The following is a 14,296-nucleotide window of genomic DNA, read 5'->3' on the forward strand; positions in this document are numbered from 1 at the left end:
TAAAATTTTGAATACATGGAAGTTTATTGCCAGAGCGTGAATTACTTTGGCACCTGATTTTTCTGTAGCTGCTAACCATCCGCTTGCCACCCGAGCCGGATTGGAGATACTCGAGAGAGGAGGGAACGTGTATGATGCCGCTCTTGCAGTAAGCGCATCTCTGGTTGTGGTCCAGCCGCATCTCAACGGCCTCGGAGGCGACTTGTTCGCAGTTGTCGATGATGGCGGTGTTCGTTCAGTAAACGGCAGTGGTTACGCGGCGGAGCTTGCAACTGCTGATTTTTTCTCATCGAGAGGGCTCTCCTCAATACCCAAGCGAGGACCCCTTTCGTCATTTGTTGTGCCAGGTATGGTTTCCGCATGGAAACTGTTGTCGGAGCAGTGCACGATGGACATGCCTGACTTATTCAGGAGGGCGATTCAGTACGCAACTGAGGGATTCAGAGTTCAGAACAGCCTATTCAATTCTATCAGTCTCACAAAAAGTGATGACAGTGACTGGGGGAAAATATACCACGACATATCCAAAGGCGGAACCATCTATCAGAAGGAACTGGGCAACACGCTCAACCTAGTTTCCAGAGATGAGGGTCATTCCTTTTACCACGGGGCCCTGGCGAAGTCCATTGAGGCTGACATGCTGGCAAAAGGAGGACTTATACGTTTCAGCGACATGGATGGTTACGAAGCGAAATGGGTTGATCCGATTAGCACGACTTACAGGGGACGAACTGTGTACACTACACCGCCCAACAGCCAGGGTGCCACTTTGCTTTTCTGGATGAACATGCTTTCCAGACATTCTCTCTCCTCGATGGAAAAGAATGACTATTATGGCACTTTACTGTCAGCGATGAACATCGCTTATCATTACCGATCGCGTTTTATCGGTGATCCGGAATATGTCATTCTTCCACCTCATCTTCTTTCACCGGAATACCATTATGTTGCCGAAGATGCCAGCAGGGCAAGGGCGGATTCCCTTTCCGATACAACGGCATTCTCTGTTTATGACGGCAATGCAGGCATAAGCGCTATACAAAGCAATTACATGGGTTTCGGTTCCGGCCATACTATACAAGGTACCGGTATAAACATGAATAACAGAGGTTCGTATTTCACCCTTGACAGTTCGCATCACAATCATGTGGCACCTCACAAAAAGACTTTTCACACACTAATGGCAACCGTTTGCAAGGGTCCCGAAAATCTTTATCTGAGCTCCATGGGAGGTGATGTGCAGCCACAGACAAACATACAGATTATTTCTAGAATCCTCGACATGGGTGAGGACATTCAGCATGCAATCGCAGCACCACGCTTCTGCTATCCTGCATCAATATATTCCAGCTCGACGCTGTATGCCGAGAAGAGTCTTGGGCTGAAACTTGCTGAACCTGTGGATGACAACAACAGCATGATGGGCCACGCTCAGGGTATCATTGTTTCCGACACAGTGACACCCGGTTTCGATCCGAGAGGCGATGCTTTCGAAAAGTACTGATGACTCTATCTAATTCCTGCGTTATCGGGCGCATTGTCTCGTCGTACCGGGATGGTCAAACACAATATTAATATGCCATTACTTTTTACAGAAACTCAGTAAATAGAGGTTATATGTATGGTTGACCTGGAAAGCCTTGATTACAAACCAAAACCGATAGACGAAAATTTTCTGAACGACCAGGAACATTATCCAGTTACAAGTCCGCATAAGACGTATGCAGATACGGAACATGAAGTCAGAGCGGAAGGTGTTCAGAGAATGGATGCCGAAGGAAAGCCGTATCCCACCAAACTCGGAATACACGGTACAAATGTTGCTGTGGATTGGGAGGCATGTGTGGCGGACGGCGAGTGCATGGATGTCTGCCCTGTAACGCTTTATGAGTGGTTTCTCAATCCCGGCCAGATGGGCGTCAACAATGACAAGAAGATTGCCGACGATAAGGAGCTTTATGCTAAATACAGGACAGACAAGTGCGATCCTGTCAGAGAGAAGGAATGCGTCTATTGCATGGCGTGTGTTCCAGTCTGCCCAACCGGCGCAATCAAGATAACGGAAGGTTAGAGCAGTAGCGACAAAACAATCCACTCAAACCGTTTAACCATCTGTTTTTATGCGTTGTTTATCGCCTTCAGTTGTTTTTTTCATGGCCGTGCAGCTCAATGCCCCATCCTCAGACCTGCTGTGTTTCCAGAATACGCCGCCATGGACAAAAACCCGATCTTTTAATAACATCAGTCGGTTAGATGACCAAGCAATGGATCGTGAATAAAATGAGCATTTTCAAGAAGGAGAAAACATACGGCAAGCAGACCGACATAAATGCACTGACTCAGTCGGTTTACAACCACCTTCGACAGGAAGGGTGGAAGGCGCAGCAGAAGGCAGAGGGAAACAGAGGCATTATTCAAGCTCAGAAGGGAGGAATTCTCAGAGACATTATAGCTGCAGAACACGCCCTAATCATCACTTTTGAACAGGTGCCTGAAGGAACGAAGTTAACAATGGGTGCTGGTAAATGGGTCCAGAATCTGGGCGTGATGGCTGTGGAGACATTGCTTCTTTCTCCCTTGTTCATCCCTCTGGACGTTTCCGAAATGCTGTGGACTGATCATGTGGAGAAGGGTTTGATGCATGAAATCGACAGCATAGTCGATTCTGTGTGAAAGTGCGTGATTTTGTCTGCGGATATTTGAAACGAGATTGGCGACAGCGCTTATCCGTCGAATCCTATGGGATGCAGACTGACAAAATTCCATTTGGCCGGCGTAGAGTCAGTGTAAGTTTCCACTGGCGATACTTAAAGCCAGATTCAATGGTGATAAAATCAAATAAAGGGTTTTGACCGCCTTACGGCGGTCCGATAACTGGTGGGTGGGTTGCTTCAGAACCTTCTGGATCTGTCGTCCCGTCTGCCGCCGCCGTAGGAAGGCCTGCGCCTGTCCCCGCCGTACGAGCGCCTCTCTGGCTGCTCATACTCTTTGTCGCTCACGTTCACTGCGGTGCTGGGATCGGAAACATCAACTTCGCTCTTCATTATCTTTCCGTATTTCCCTACGTTCACCCTTATGTGTCCCTTTACAAGTGAGACATATCCGTTCTCTATCTGGATCGTCTCGCCCTCAGACACTGTGCCTATCTGGTCCTGCCAGAGGCTCAGTACAACGCTGCCGGACTCGTCTGCTATTGGCACTTCTGCCACCTTTCTCGAAGGTCCAAACTTGGAAGGGATCTCTTTCGATTCCCCTACAGAAAGTACCTTGGCTATCACATTGACGCTCTTAGATTCAGGCGTCAAATCGGCTATTTTTGTCATTTCCTTGCTCTGTTCCATCTAAATTCTTCCTTGTTTAAGCTATGCCTTCCACACAGAAGGCAACGATTCCATTTACGGCCACTTATTTAATATGTCGCATTGTTGTACAATAATGAGCATTAGCGTTGGCCAGCATCATGGATTGGCAATAGCATGGTAGTTAATCTCTTTTTACAAATCCGAAGATGGCCATCGGTATGATAGATACCGCCTCACGCCACAAAATCGAGCCATGAACCAAATGGCTTGGAGTTGAGTTCAAATGCATCGCCTTGAACGTCGTCACTCACTGTCGTCACTCACTGGGTACATGAATCGGTACATGAATCGCGTGGGCATGCAATCTGGCGTGAAGATGTTATCTGAAATTTCAAATATCTTTAAGATCTCCACTGCTGCATGGTGACGAAGACTTACAATCTGTCCCTGGATTTTGAGGCGCCATTGAATTTTGTGTATCGATGGTGCACCGACTACAGAGAGGATGACCTGAAGATCATCGGCAGCAAGGTTAAACGACACATCATCTCAAAGTCAAGAACCAGAGCAGCATGGATCAACCATTTCGTCATCAATGATATGGAGGTGGAGAATGTCAGAATTGTCACGCTTAATCCTCCCAGCAAATGGTCTGTTCTGGGATTGGGTGAAGACTTAGATGAAGAGGGGCATTATGTCCTGAAAACAGTGGGTAAAAATAGAACACGACTGACGATGACATTCAAGGTGAAATACAAGTCTGCTCCGGTTGAAAATAAGAGAGCATGGGAGGGGCAACTTGCTGAGGAATGGGACAAGTACAGGACTGTGCTCGAACAGGACTATGGAGAGTCAGGCCGGCGGAGAAAGTTGTAGTTGTGGTGATTAAAGTTCGAGAATTGCACTTCAAGGGGCATGGTGGTCCACTATTAGAGCTTCAATGTTCTATTTTTACTGTGTAGGTTCCTAAGCTCCAGTCAATCAAGTCTTGCGAGCCGTATTGCAACGCTCGCGAGGCGCGCAAATCGGAATCGGTTATTTAAGAACAATTTCCACCAGCTTGTCTCTGGATTTCGCGCCTTTAATGATTGACACTTCCGATTTCCGGACGTGGAAGTGTTCTGACAAAATGGATATGAGTCGCCTGTTGGCACGACCGTCAACTGCTCTTTCGTCAACTTTGACTTCAAGGTTTGTGCTGCTCACCTCCACCACTCGTGCTTCCTTAGCATTTGGAATCACGTGCACTTTTATCCGCATCGGATGCGTGTGCGCACGAACAGATATAAAAGTTGCGAGCGTGTGCACATTAGGCGTAGTCATCAGAATAGTAAAACGTACAGGGCTGTGAGCAGGAGCATTGCGCTAACGATATAATCTGTCACTTTCGGGCTCATTTTTTTCAGCAGCGTCAGCATTCCATGGGACGCGAGGTAGACAACGGCTATTATCGTCACCGTTGTAACGACTACAAATACAATGACAAGCAGACTTATGAATTCCGCTCCAAGGGAAGCTGATGCCAGGAATATCGGGACGAGTGCAGGATCGGGAATGATGCTGGCAAAGAGTGATGCTTGTTGCATCTCTGTGCTTCCTTCTTTCTCGAGGAACGCATTGATCGTGATGTACAGTGCGACAACCACCAGGACTATGACGGAGGCTGTACGGAGTAATAAGGCGCTCAGATAAAGCGTACCGACAAACGCAATGAGTCCGGATAGCGCAGTAGTGGATGTGCCATGAGCGATTCCGATAACCGCGGAAAGGGACGTTGTTCTTTTCTGTGAATATCCTTTTCTTGCCTTGAGGGCTACCAGCGGCAACCAGTGATCAGGCGCAATCATGTGAGTGAAGGCAATAATTGAAACGATAACGATGTAGAGATAGGGCATTTTGAGCCCGATGCACCTGCTTTAATAAAGATTGTCCGATTAGTCGACAGGACTGTCGATCACAGCCGCGTAATGGCGTATAAAGACACTGGCCGCCCTTTCCATCTCCCGGCAGTTTAATCCACATACTTCATCTGCTGTGAAATTTTTGTCTTAGGGCCGATTTGTCTATCTTCCCTACGCTGGTCAACGGCATCTGTTCGACCAGTTCCATACTTTCGGGTATCCACCATTTCGATATTTTACCATCCTTCACAAGATCCATCAGGTGATCCATTAACTGTTCTCTGGTGAAATCACTGCCAGCCGTTGGTTTGATCACGGCAAGTGGTCTTTCTCCCCACTTATCGTCAGGTACGGCAATAATCGCCGCCGTTTCAACACCGTGGACTTCGCATATTGCCGACTCAAGTATGCTGCTTGGTATCCACTCTCCGCCGCTCTTTATGACATCGCTCACTCTGTCGACAACCTGCAGCCCGCCTTTTTCAGTCAGCCTCGCAACGTCTCCAGTCCTGAACCATCCGCCGGAGTACGCGAGGCGCGTCCTCTCCTGATCGTTGTAATATCCGCCAGGTAGCCAGGGCGTCCTCACATACAGCTCACCTATTTCTCCTGCCGGAACGTCCGTGCCTGCGGGAGAAGTAATTTTCACTTCTGCAAAAGGAACAGGGTGCGTGGTTCTCCTGAGCATGTCTATCGACTCGTCACCGCCCAGATCCTCAGGCAATATTGATATTGCCACGGCAAGCATATCCGTGCCGCCGTATATCGTTGAGAAGTGTATGCCGCGGGATGACATTTTGCTGGCAAGGGAGAGTGGAACTGTGCTTCCTCCAACAAGAATTTTCAGTCCCTTGAGCTCTCCATCACTCTCCTTGTTGAGCAGTTCGTGTATCATGGTTGGAATGGCGTTGATCCATGTTATTCCCTCATCCTTTATCGATTTCAGTGCCGCTTTCGGTTCGAACCTACCGCCAAGTACGTAATTGCTTCCAAGGTATGACGCATGAAAAAGGGTGCCCCATGCCCACAGATGGTAGAATGGTATTAGAGGCATGATTGTGTCTCGACTGCTGAGAGAAGCCGGTGTGTTGAAGTGGCCAAGCTGGTGCACGATACTGATTGCTCCGTGCACTGTTTTCTCGTGTGTGTATATGACGCTCTTCGGAGCTCCCGTTGTTCCAGAAGTGCAGAGTATTGAGTACGGATCGGTGCCGCTGATATCTACAGCAGGCGGATCCGTAGTGCCGTCGTTCACCAGTTTTTCATATGATCTGCCGGGTGCGATACCGTCCATCGAGACTATCATGTCTTTGTCTGCGCCGGCACCTTCCGGCAACTGTTCAAATTCTTTGGAAACGCAGAACCACTGTACTCCGGTTTGTTTCAGCGTCTGTAATATCTGACCGGGAGGAAGCCGTATGTTTATCGGGTATACCACGGCCCCCAGGTTGCCTGCAACGTAAAGCATCTCTGCGAAGGCGGGAGTGTTCCAGTCCGCCACACCGATTACTGAGCCCTTTGTAATTCCGATCGAATTGCATGCGTTTGTAGCTCTGATTACTCTGTCATAAGTTTCGGCATAAGTTCTGGAAACACCTCTGAAAATTATCTTTCTGTTTGGAAACAGTCGCGATGCACGCTCCAGGAAAGACATCACAGTGAACCCTTTGTGCATCGATATCACGCTCCTTCATCTATTCGTATCAGCCGTCCCGCTTCTGCCGCCGCCTTTGGTCCGTATGTCTGCCGCTCAACGAACCTTTTTGAATACAGTTCAGCCACGCTCAAAAGCCTCTCTGAATTTAGCCTGTTTGCCGCATGGATCAGCTGGATGACGGCTATCGAGTGTCCGAGATCGTTTAACAAGTCCTTTGCGAAGAACTGCGCTTCGGCATCAGATTTACTGGAAAGCGATTCCAGTGTCTCGTGAATCCTGTTCTCAGATGTCTCGAGTATCGGCATGCCGAATCTGATATCCATCTTCATGCCAGAAACATCTTCCAGCAATTTCAGATGTGCCTTCTTTTTTGATATTGCCTCCAGCATGTCCAGTGCCTGTATGTTGCTCGGTCCTTCCCAGATTGGCGTAATGAGCGCTTCCCGGTGCAGCCTCTCTATCGGGAAATCGCTCAAAAATCCAAGACCTCCGTGCAGTTCCATTGCCATCTTTGTCACGTTTGCGGCCATCTCCGCCGTAATATTCTTTGCAATGTGCGTCAGGAGTCTGGCATAATGATAATCCATGCTGTACGGCGGCCTGTCTTTCCAGCTTCTTTGGAACATATCCACTGCCTTGAATCCGAGTGCCATGGCGCCCTCGAGATAAACTTCCATGTCCAGCAGATCGCGAGCATAAAGCGGATGGTCTATCAGATGCTTCCCGAAGGCAATTCTCTTCTTTGAATAATAATAGGTTTCAAGGAGGGCTTTTCTTGCTATGCCAAGTGCTGCGACCGAATTTGCGAGACGGGACACCATCAGGTTTTCCATGGTGTAGTAGATTCCCTCGCCCACTTCACCGATTAGGATGGCTTCTGAATTACTGAATTCGACTTCTCCTGTGGGGACGCTTACAGTACCACTCTTTTCCTTTAGCCTTCGCACTGCGAAATTTTTGGCTCCTCTGACATTATATTCAGGTACAAGAAAGAGGCCCAGTCCTTTCGCCCCTTCTCTGCCATTCTCTATTCTTGCGGTGACCAGAGCGACATCCGCCAGGCCCGCGTTGCTGGAAAAGTACTTTGTGTCTCCGTCAATCTTCCATCTGCCGTCGCTGAGTGTTGCCTTCACTTTATTTGCCCCTAGGTCGCTTCCGCCCTGTATCTCCGTAAACCACGTAGCACCGTACATGATGTCCTCTTTGTCTCCGATCAAGTGAGGAAGAAATTTCTTCGCCTCACCGTCTCCATACTTGTGTATTGCATACGCTGTCTGATTGGTTACTGTGATGATGCAGCCGATGCCAGGATCCGAGACGAGATACAAAGCGGCGAAATGTTTCATCCAGTCGCCATTGTGGTAAGGGGACCTGTTTATGCCGTAGTCTCTTACCAGTTTTTCAAGAGCCCAGAGCTCTGACGGTTCGAGCCACACTTTGTCAACTCTGTCACCGTCTATGCTCCACATAACGTGTTTCGGTCTGCCAAATTTATCGACGTGGTCTGCAATCTCATACAGTTCCCGCCCCGCAAACTTTCCAAGACTGGACAGGTCAGGCACGAATCCGAGATGATATTTAAGTATGGACTGAAAGGGCCTGTCAATGTCAAAATGATTCCTGTCATATGCGTTTGACAAGTGACCAAACGGAGATTTATGCATGAGATCAATGAGAGCTGTCCGGCCTATATGATTGTTGCCGGTATTCTGTGTCTTGACACTTTTTCCCCGCTGACACTTCCCGCACTTTTGTGCTCTTTCCGGACTATTGTCATTCCACTCTGTAGCGAGTCCCGAAGCGCACGGTTCACAACAGGCGCATGCTGAGAGTGGAACGGTCAGTTGTATCTTCAAAATTTCTCCATGGAAGACGAGAAGATTGATGAATTGGCATGCATTCTGTTAATGCATGACCCGGTCGGTAAAACATGACGATTACCTCAGATCACTTTTCAGTGTTCCAGCTGTTGATTCGTTCGCCGTATCTGCCAACAGCAAATTGGTATTCAGCTCAAACATTGATGAGTGTCTGCAGCTGTATCTGCTTGACAGTGCGCGCGCTGACGCCGATGGCGCTGTTCGGCTGACTACAGATAACGAAACAAAAACATCACCCGTTTTTTCAGAGGATGGGAAGAGTATTGCGTATTTTTCAGATCGAGGTGGTGATGAAAACTTTGACTTGTTTGCTCTTGCGCTTAACGGGTCTGATGAATCCGATGATAATCCGGTCAGCAAGAAGGCTGTCAATCTTACACCATCTACAGATTACGCAATTTTGCCTCACGTCAGCTTTTCTCCCGGCTGGAAATATGCTGCCGTAGTTGCTAACATGGAAGGTGACTTTGCAACCTATGTCCTTAATGTCACGGAGGGCAGTTTCAGGAGAGTTACGCATCATAATTTTTCCGACATTACCGCAGATTTTTCCCCTGATGGAAAGAAGCTTGCGGTGACTTCCAGTGTTTCTGGACAGGAGTTCGCGGTTTTCATTCTAAACTTGGAAAACGGAAACGTTTCGCCGATTTCTGATCCGAATACAGGAATGAGAATAGACGCATCATCTCCAAGCTGGTCAACCGATGGAAGATTGCTTTCATTTGTCTCCTCAGCCAGCGGATATGCACATATCGGCATTCTTGCCACGGAGGATGGGTGCATAAACTGGGTTACAAGCGGACAAACGGAACACCTGAGTCCTGCCCTGTCGCCGGATTCCAAATGGATTGCATACGAGGTGAATGACGGGGTCAATATAAGCCTGGAGATACGGGAACTGGATCGTCAGTGGAATTCAGTGCAGGTGAAGCGCCCGAAATTTACGCCTGGAATCGTTAACAGTATAAAGTTCTCTCCGGACTCAAAACATGTGTATTTTCTGTTCAGCGGGAGCAGAGTCTCATCAGATGTTTTCAGATATTCTGTAGCTGAGGATAATTTCGAACAGATAACACACAGCATATCGCATGACATAGACGTCAGCCGATTTATAGACGGAAGGACAGTGAATTACAAGAGTAAGGCGGACGGTACGAATCTGAGGGCACTGCTTTTCCTGCCGGGAGACGGGGGGGAGGAGAAAAGACTGCCGGCAGTGCTGCAGATACACGGCGGACCAGCATGGCAGGCAAGTAACTATTGGAACCCGCTGAGGCAGATGCTGCTTTCAAGGGGCATTGCGGTTATCGCGCCTAACTACAGAGGGAGCACCGGCTCCGGCAGGAAATTTATGGAGGCAAACAGGTTTGTGATGGGTAATCTCGATATTGCCGACTGTGTATCGGCCGTCGACTATCTTATTCAGGAAGGGCTGGCGGACCCGAATAGAATCGCGGTAATGGGTGAGTCTTTCGGCGGATATCTTACCATGTGTGCGCTCACAAAATACGAAAACAGATGGGTGTGTGGTTCAGCTACAGTGCCTTTTCTCAACTGGTTCACGGAGATGGAAAATGAGCGCGAGGATCTCAGATTCTGGGACCTGCAGAACATGGGGAATCCGGAAACAGATGCGGAGAGACTCAGAGAAGCATCACCAATATTTTTCATTGACAGAATAAGAGTCCCTGTACAGATAATCGCCGGGGCAAATGATCCGCGATGTCCTCTTGAGGAGTCCATACAGGCAAAGGAAAAACTCGAGAGCCTTGACATGCCCGTCGATTTTAAATTTTATGAAGATGAGGGGCATAGTTTCTCGAAACTCAGCAACATCGTAGATTCCAACATGAGGACACTTGCGTTTCTGGAAAAACACCTTGTAGGCTATTGAGCCCGGCCTATTTCTGTTTCGGGCTGCGTTTAAACAGACAAGCATGAAATCAAGGCAAAATTTATACAACATACGTTCTTCCTGAGATATCCATGACAAACCTCCGCCCGCAACTTGTCGATGAGCATAATATCAGCAACCACGGGATTATCGGGGACACGTACAGCACTGCACTAATCACGCGCGAGGCAACAATAGACTGGTGCTGCTTCCCTAGGATGGACTCTCCGGCGGTATTTTCATCAATATTGGACAGCGGAAAAGGGGGCGAAATGCGAATCGGCATAGTCGGCGGCGAATCCAGCGCCCAGCGCTACATGAAGAATACCAATGTTCTCGTGACTTCGCTGCATTCATCATCGGGCAATGTTGACGTTATTGATTTCATGCCTGTAGAGCGTGTTGGTGATCACGTCTATTCGAGACACGAAATACACAGAATCATCAGATGCACGGACGGCAGCGTCGATTTGAATATATCCTTCAATCCTGCATTCAGGTTTGGCACCGTCCATACGATTTTGCATATTGAGAAGGACGTATGCGTCGCTGAGTACAAAAGCGATAATTTAACACTTTATGGAGCCAGGGGACTGAAACTTGAGAAAAATTGTGCAACCACCACTGTAAAGCTGTCACGCGGGGAGAGTCTGAATCTCGTGCTGAGGTGGGATGGCTCCGCTTCATCGGTCTTCGAAATGGATTTCAGCGAACGTCTTCTTGAGGAAACCGTTAGATACTGGAGTGAGTGGGCCGAGGCAACGGGATATGAAGGCAGATGGAAGGAAATTGTAATCAGATCTGCGCTCGTGCTGAAACTTCTGACGTATTCACCCACTGGAGCAATATGCGCAGCTGCGACAACGAGCCTGCCCGAATCAATAGGCGGGGAGAGAAACTGGGACTACAGATACTCGTGGATAAGAGATTCAACATATGCCCTCCGGGCGTTCAATCTGCTTTCGCACAGGGAGGAGGAGCAGAACTACTTTTTCTGGCTTCTGCATCTGTTGCGAGGAAGGGCTTCAAGACCTGAGAATCTGAGAGTCATGTATACGGTGGAAGGCGATCCGGTACCCGACGAGATCGACCTTCCCGAGTTGACCGGTTACATGGATTCCCGTCCGGTGCGCGTTGGCAACGGTGCCACGTCGCAAGTGCAGATAGACATTTTCGGACCCATTGTCGATGCCGTGTATTTTACCTTTGTTCCGACCGGAAAAGTGCCGGACCAGATGTGGAGAATAGTGAAGGCAATTGCCGAATACGTCACATCGAACTGGACAAAGGCAGATATGGGCATCTGGGAGATGAGAAACGGCAGGAAGAGACATACTCATTCAGCTGCCATGTGCTGGACCGCCTTGAACAGGGCGTCGCAGATTGCAAGAATCACCGGCTACGCCGAGGACGCGGAAAGTTGGGACAAGACGGCCAGCAGCATCAGAGAATCGGTGCTGAAGGCATCCGTTGGTCATGACAGTACTTATATCTCAGGCATACTCGATGGGAAATGGCTCGATTCGAGCGTTCTTGTCCTGCCCTCTACAGGCATGATAAGCGCAAAGGACAAAGTGTTTGTGGAGACGCTTAGAACTATTGAGAAGCGTCTGGTGTCCAATGGGCTTGTGATGCGTTATGTGGAGAGCGACGGATTGAAGGGAAAAGAGGGGGCCTTTTCGTTGTGCACTTTCTGGTATATCGACGCTTTGTACCGCGCCGGGGAGATTGCAAAGGCGCTCGAGCTCTTCGAGAAAATGCTGGGAAGGTGCAATCACCTCGGCCTCCTATCCGAGGAGATAGACCCCGCGACGGATGAATTCCTGGGCAACTTCCCACAGGCATTCAGTCATCTGGGATTGATAAACACCGCTTGTCTCCTTCAGGACATACCGCTAATGAAATGAGTAAAAGGTTTCTGATATCTGATAACGCAGATTCACATCATGCCGGGTGGCATTCCGCCCATTCCACCGCCCATGCCAGGAGGCATACCTGGTGGCATTCCTCCGCCGGACGGCATTCCTGCACCTTTCCTTGCGGCGATTATGTCGTCTATGCGCAGGATCATCACTGCAACTTCCGTTGCCGATGCGAGAGCCTGCTTCTTGACACGAATAGGTTCCAGCACTTTCGCTTTAACCATGTCCTTGATCTTGCCGCTATCCAGCGAGATGCCTTCGGTGTGTTTGGACCCCTTTGCACTATGGCTCGTCTTGAGTTCGAGCAGTATGTCTATGGGATCCAGTCCAGCATTCTCCGCAAGCGTCCTCGGGAGTATTTCCAGCGATTCGGCAAATGCTTCCACTGCGAGCTGCTCTCTTCCTCCAACGCTTGATGCGTAGTCCTTAAGCCTCAGAGAGAGTGCCGTTTCTACCGCGCCGCCGCCTGGAACAATCTTACCGTCCTCAATCGCAGCCGCCGTGACTCTCATTGCATCGTTAAAAGCCCTCTCCAGCTCCTCTACCACATGTTCCGTTCCGGCCCTGAGCAGAACTGTGACGGACTTTGGATTCTTGCAGCCTGTAACAAACGTCATGTCTTCTTCCGACACCTTCTTCTGTTCCACTCTCTTCGCCCTGCCAAGGTCCTTCTCTGTAATGTCTCTCACGTTTGCGACGATTCTTCCGCCCGTTGCCTTGGCAAGCTTTTCCATATCGGACTTTTTTGCCCTCTGCACTGCGTAGATGCCGTTTTTCGCGAGATAGTGTTGCACTATGTCGCCTATGCCCTTCTCGCAGATGACTACGTTGGCACCCACGGCTTTTACTCTGTCTGCCATCTCCTTCAGCGTCTTTTCCTCCTGGTCCAGGAAGGACTGCAGCTTGCCAGGATCCCTTATCTGGATGCTGGATGAAACTTCAGTTTTCTTGACTTCAAGTGCCTGGTTGACCAGTGCAATTTTCGCTTCATCGACGTATTCCGGCATCCTCGAATGGACTCTCTCCTTGTCAAGTATGATGCCCTGTATGAGCTGAGAATCCGAAACGGCGGCTCCGTGCTTCTTCTCCACCTTGATGTTGCTCGTGTCGGCCCTCACCTTTCCGCCCGATTCGTCAAGAATGGCAGTCACGGCCTTCACAGCAAGTTCTGCCACATAGTCAGTATTGCCACCCACATTCTTTCCGGTCACTGCTGTTTCAGCAATACTCTTCAGCGTTTTCTGATCTTTACGGTCCACGTTCATGGCCATCTGTTCCAGAAATTCGGTCGCCTTGTCCTGCGCGAGCTTGTACCCGACAGCGATTACTGTAGGGTGTACATTCCTGTCGACCAGCTCTTCTGCCTTACGCAGAAGTTCGCCTGCAAGAACGACAGCAGTCGTAGTTCCGTCACCGACTTCATTGTCCTGCGTCTTGGCCACTTCAACAAGCATTTTTGCCGCAGGATGTTCCACTTCCAGCTCTTTGAGTATGGTGGCTCCGTCATTGGTTATGACCACTTCCCCAAGTCCGTCAACGAGCATCTTGTCCATTCCGCTCGGTCCGAGCGTTGACCTCACGGCGTCCGCAATAGCAATCGCGGCTGCGATGTTTCCATGCCTGGCAGATTTACCAGTTTCCCGCTCTGTGCCTTCCTTGAGTATTATAATCGGCTGTCCCTGTAACATGCTTCACCTGTTACATTACGATAGTTAAACGGTATTTAACACTGATGCCTGA

At 49.2% G+C, this 14,296-nt stretch carries 12 protein-coding genes; 6 read left to right on the top strand and 6 right to left on the bottom strand.

The window, feature by feature from the left end; all coding sequences use genetic code 11:
* Window positions 1-46: 46 nt before the first annotated feature.
* The 3 genes from KIS30_05645 to KIS30_05655 all read left to right on the top strand — a co-directional run bounded on the left by KIS30_05645 (window position 47) and on the right by KIS30_05655 (window position 2,673).
* Window positions 47-1,504 carry a gamma-glutamyltransferase gene (locus KIS30_05645; protein ID MBX8646224.1) on the top strand — a complete coding sequence of 486 codons (1,458 nt, stop codon included), beginning with the start codon at window positions 47-49 and terminating at the stop codon, window positions 1,502-1,504.
* A gap of 117 nt (window positions 1,505-1,621) precedes the next feature.
* Window positions 1,622-2,071, top strand: a complete 450-nt coding sequence (locus KIS30_05650) for a ferredoxin family protein (protein ID MBX8646225.1) — start codon at window positions 1,622-1,624, stop codon at window positions 2,069-2,071.
* A gap of 209 nt (window positions 2,072-2,280) precedes the next feature.
* Window positions 2,281-2,673 carry a hypothetical protein gene (locus KIS30_05655; protein MBX8646226.1) on the top strand — a complete coding sequence of 131 codons (393 nt, stop codon included), beginning with the start codon at window positions 2,281-2,283 and terminating at the stop codon, window positions 2,671-2,673.
* Window positions 2,674-2,891: 218 nt separating this feature from the next.
* Here KIS30_05655 and KIS30_05660 read toward each other — a convergent pair whose 3' ends face one another.
* Complete coding sequence (locus KIS30_05660) at window positions 2,892-3,341, bottom strand: single-stranded DNA-binding protein (GenBank protein ID MBX8646227.1); 450 nt, start codon at window positions 3,339-3,341, stop codon at window positions 2,892-2,894.
* Between the two features lie 381 nt (window positions 3,342-3,722).
* On the opposite strand from KIS30_05660, the gene KIS30_05665 reads away from it, so the two are divergent.
* Window positions 3,723-4,178 carry a hypothetical protein gene (locus KIS30_05665; protein MBX8646228.1) on the top strand — a complete coding sequence of 152 codons (456 nt, stop codon included), beginning with the start codon at window positions 3,723-3,725 and terminating at the stop codon, window positions 4,176-4,178.
* 159 nt (window positions 4,179-4,337) lie between these two features.
* Here KIS30_05665 and KIS30_05670 read toward each other — a convergent pair whose 3' ends face one another.
* The 4 genes from KIS30_05670 to KIS30_05685 all read right to left on the bottom strand — a co-directional run bounded on the left by KIS30_05670 (window position 4,338) and on the right by KIS30_05685 (window position 8,524).
* Window positions 4,338-4,562 (bottom strand): DUF167 domain-containing protein, encoded by a 225-nt coding sequence (locus tag KIS30_05670; protein ID MBX8646229.1) that lies wholly within the window; start codon window positions 4,560-4,562, stop codon window positions 4,338-4,340.
* A 62-nt stretch (window positions 4,563-4,624) separates the two neighbouring features.
* Window positions 4,625-5,197 carry a hypothetical protein gene (locus tag KIS30_05675; protein MBX8646230.1) on the bottom strand — a complete coding sequence of 191 codons (573 nt, stop codon included), beginning with the start codon at window positions 5,195-5,197 and terminating at the stop codon, window positions 4,625-4,627.
* 130 nt (window positions 5,198-5,327) lie between these two features.
* Window positions 5,328-6,878: an AMP-binding protein gene (locus KIS30_05680; GenBank protein MBX8646231.1), complete on the bottom strand. Its 1,551-nt coding sequence runs from the start codon at window positions 6,876-6,878 to the stop codon at window positions 5,328-5,330.
* Between the two features lie 5 nt (window positions 6,879-6,883).
* Entirely contained in the window at window positions 6,884-8,524 is a 1,641-nt protein-coding gene (locus tag KIS30_05685; GenBank protein ID MBX8646232.1) for an acyl-CoA dehydrogenase family protein, read from the bottom strand.
* A 247-nt stretch (window positions 8,525-8,771) separates the two neighbouring features.
* On the opposite strand from KIS30_05685, the gene KIS30_05690 reads away from it, so the two are divergent.
* Both KIS30_05690 and KIS30_05695 read left to right on the top strand, forming a co-directional pair.
* Complete coding sequence (locus KIS30_05690; GenBank protein ID MBX8646233.1) at window positions 8,772-10,634, top strand: S9 family peptidase; 1,863 nt, start codon at window positions 8,772-8,774, stop codon at window positions 10,632-10,634.
* Between the two features lie 92 nt (window positions 10,635-10,726).
* Window positions 10,727-12,541, top strand: coding sequence for a glycoside hydrolase family 15 protein (locus KIS30_05695; GenBank protein MBX8646234.1), 1,815 nt, complete (start codon window positions 10,727-10,729; stop codon window positions 12,539-12,541).
* A gap of 32 nt (window positions 12,542-12,573) precedes the next feature.
* Here KIS30_05695 and KIS30_05700 read toward each other — a convergent pair whose 3' ends face one another.
* Window positions 12,574-14,244 carry a TCP-1/cpn60 chaperonin family protein gene (locus tag KIS30_05700; protein ID MBX8646235.1) on the bottom strand — a complete coding sequence of 557 codons (1,671 nt, stop codon included), beginning with the start codon at window positions 14,242-14,244 and terminating at the stop codon, window positions 12,574-12,576.
* Window positions 14,245-14,296 lie beyond the last annotated feature (52 nt).

The organism is Candidatus Sysuiplasma acidicola, assembly GCA_019721035.1.
In the GTDB taxonomy this organism is placed as follows: domain Archaea; phylum Thermoplasmatota; class Thermoplasmata; order Sysuiplasmatales; family Sysuiplasmataceae; genus Sysuiplasma; species Sysuiplasma acidicola.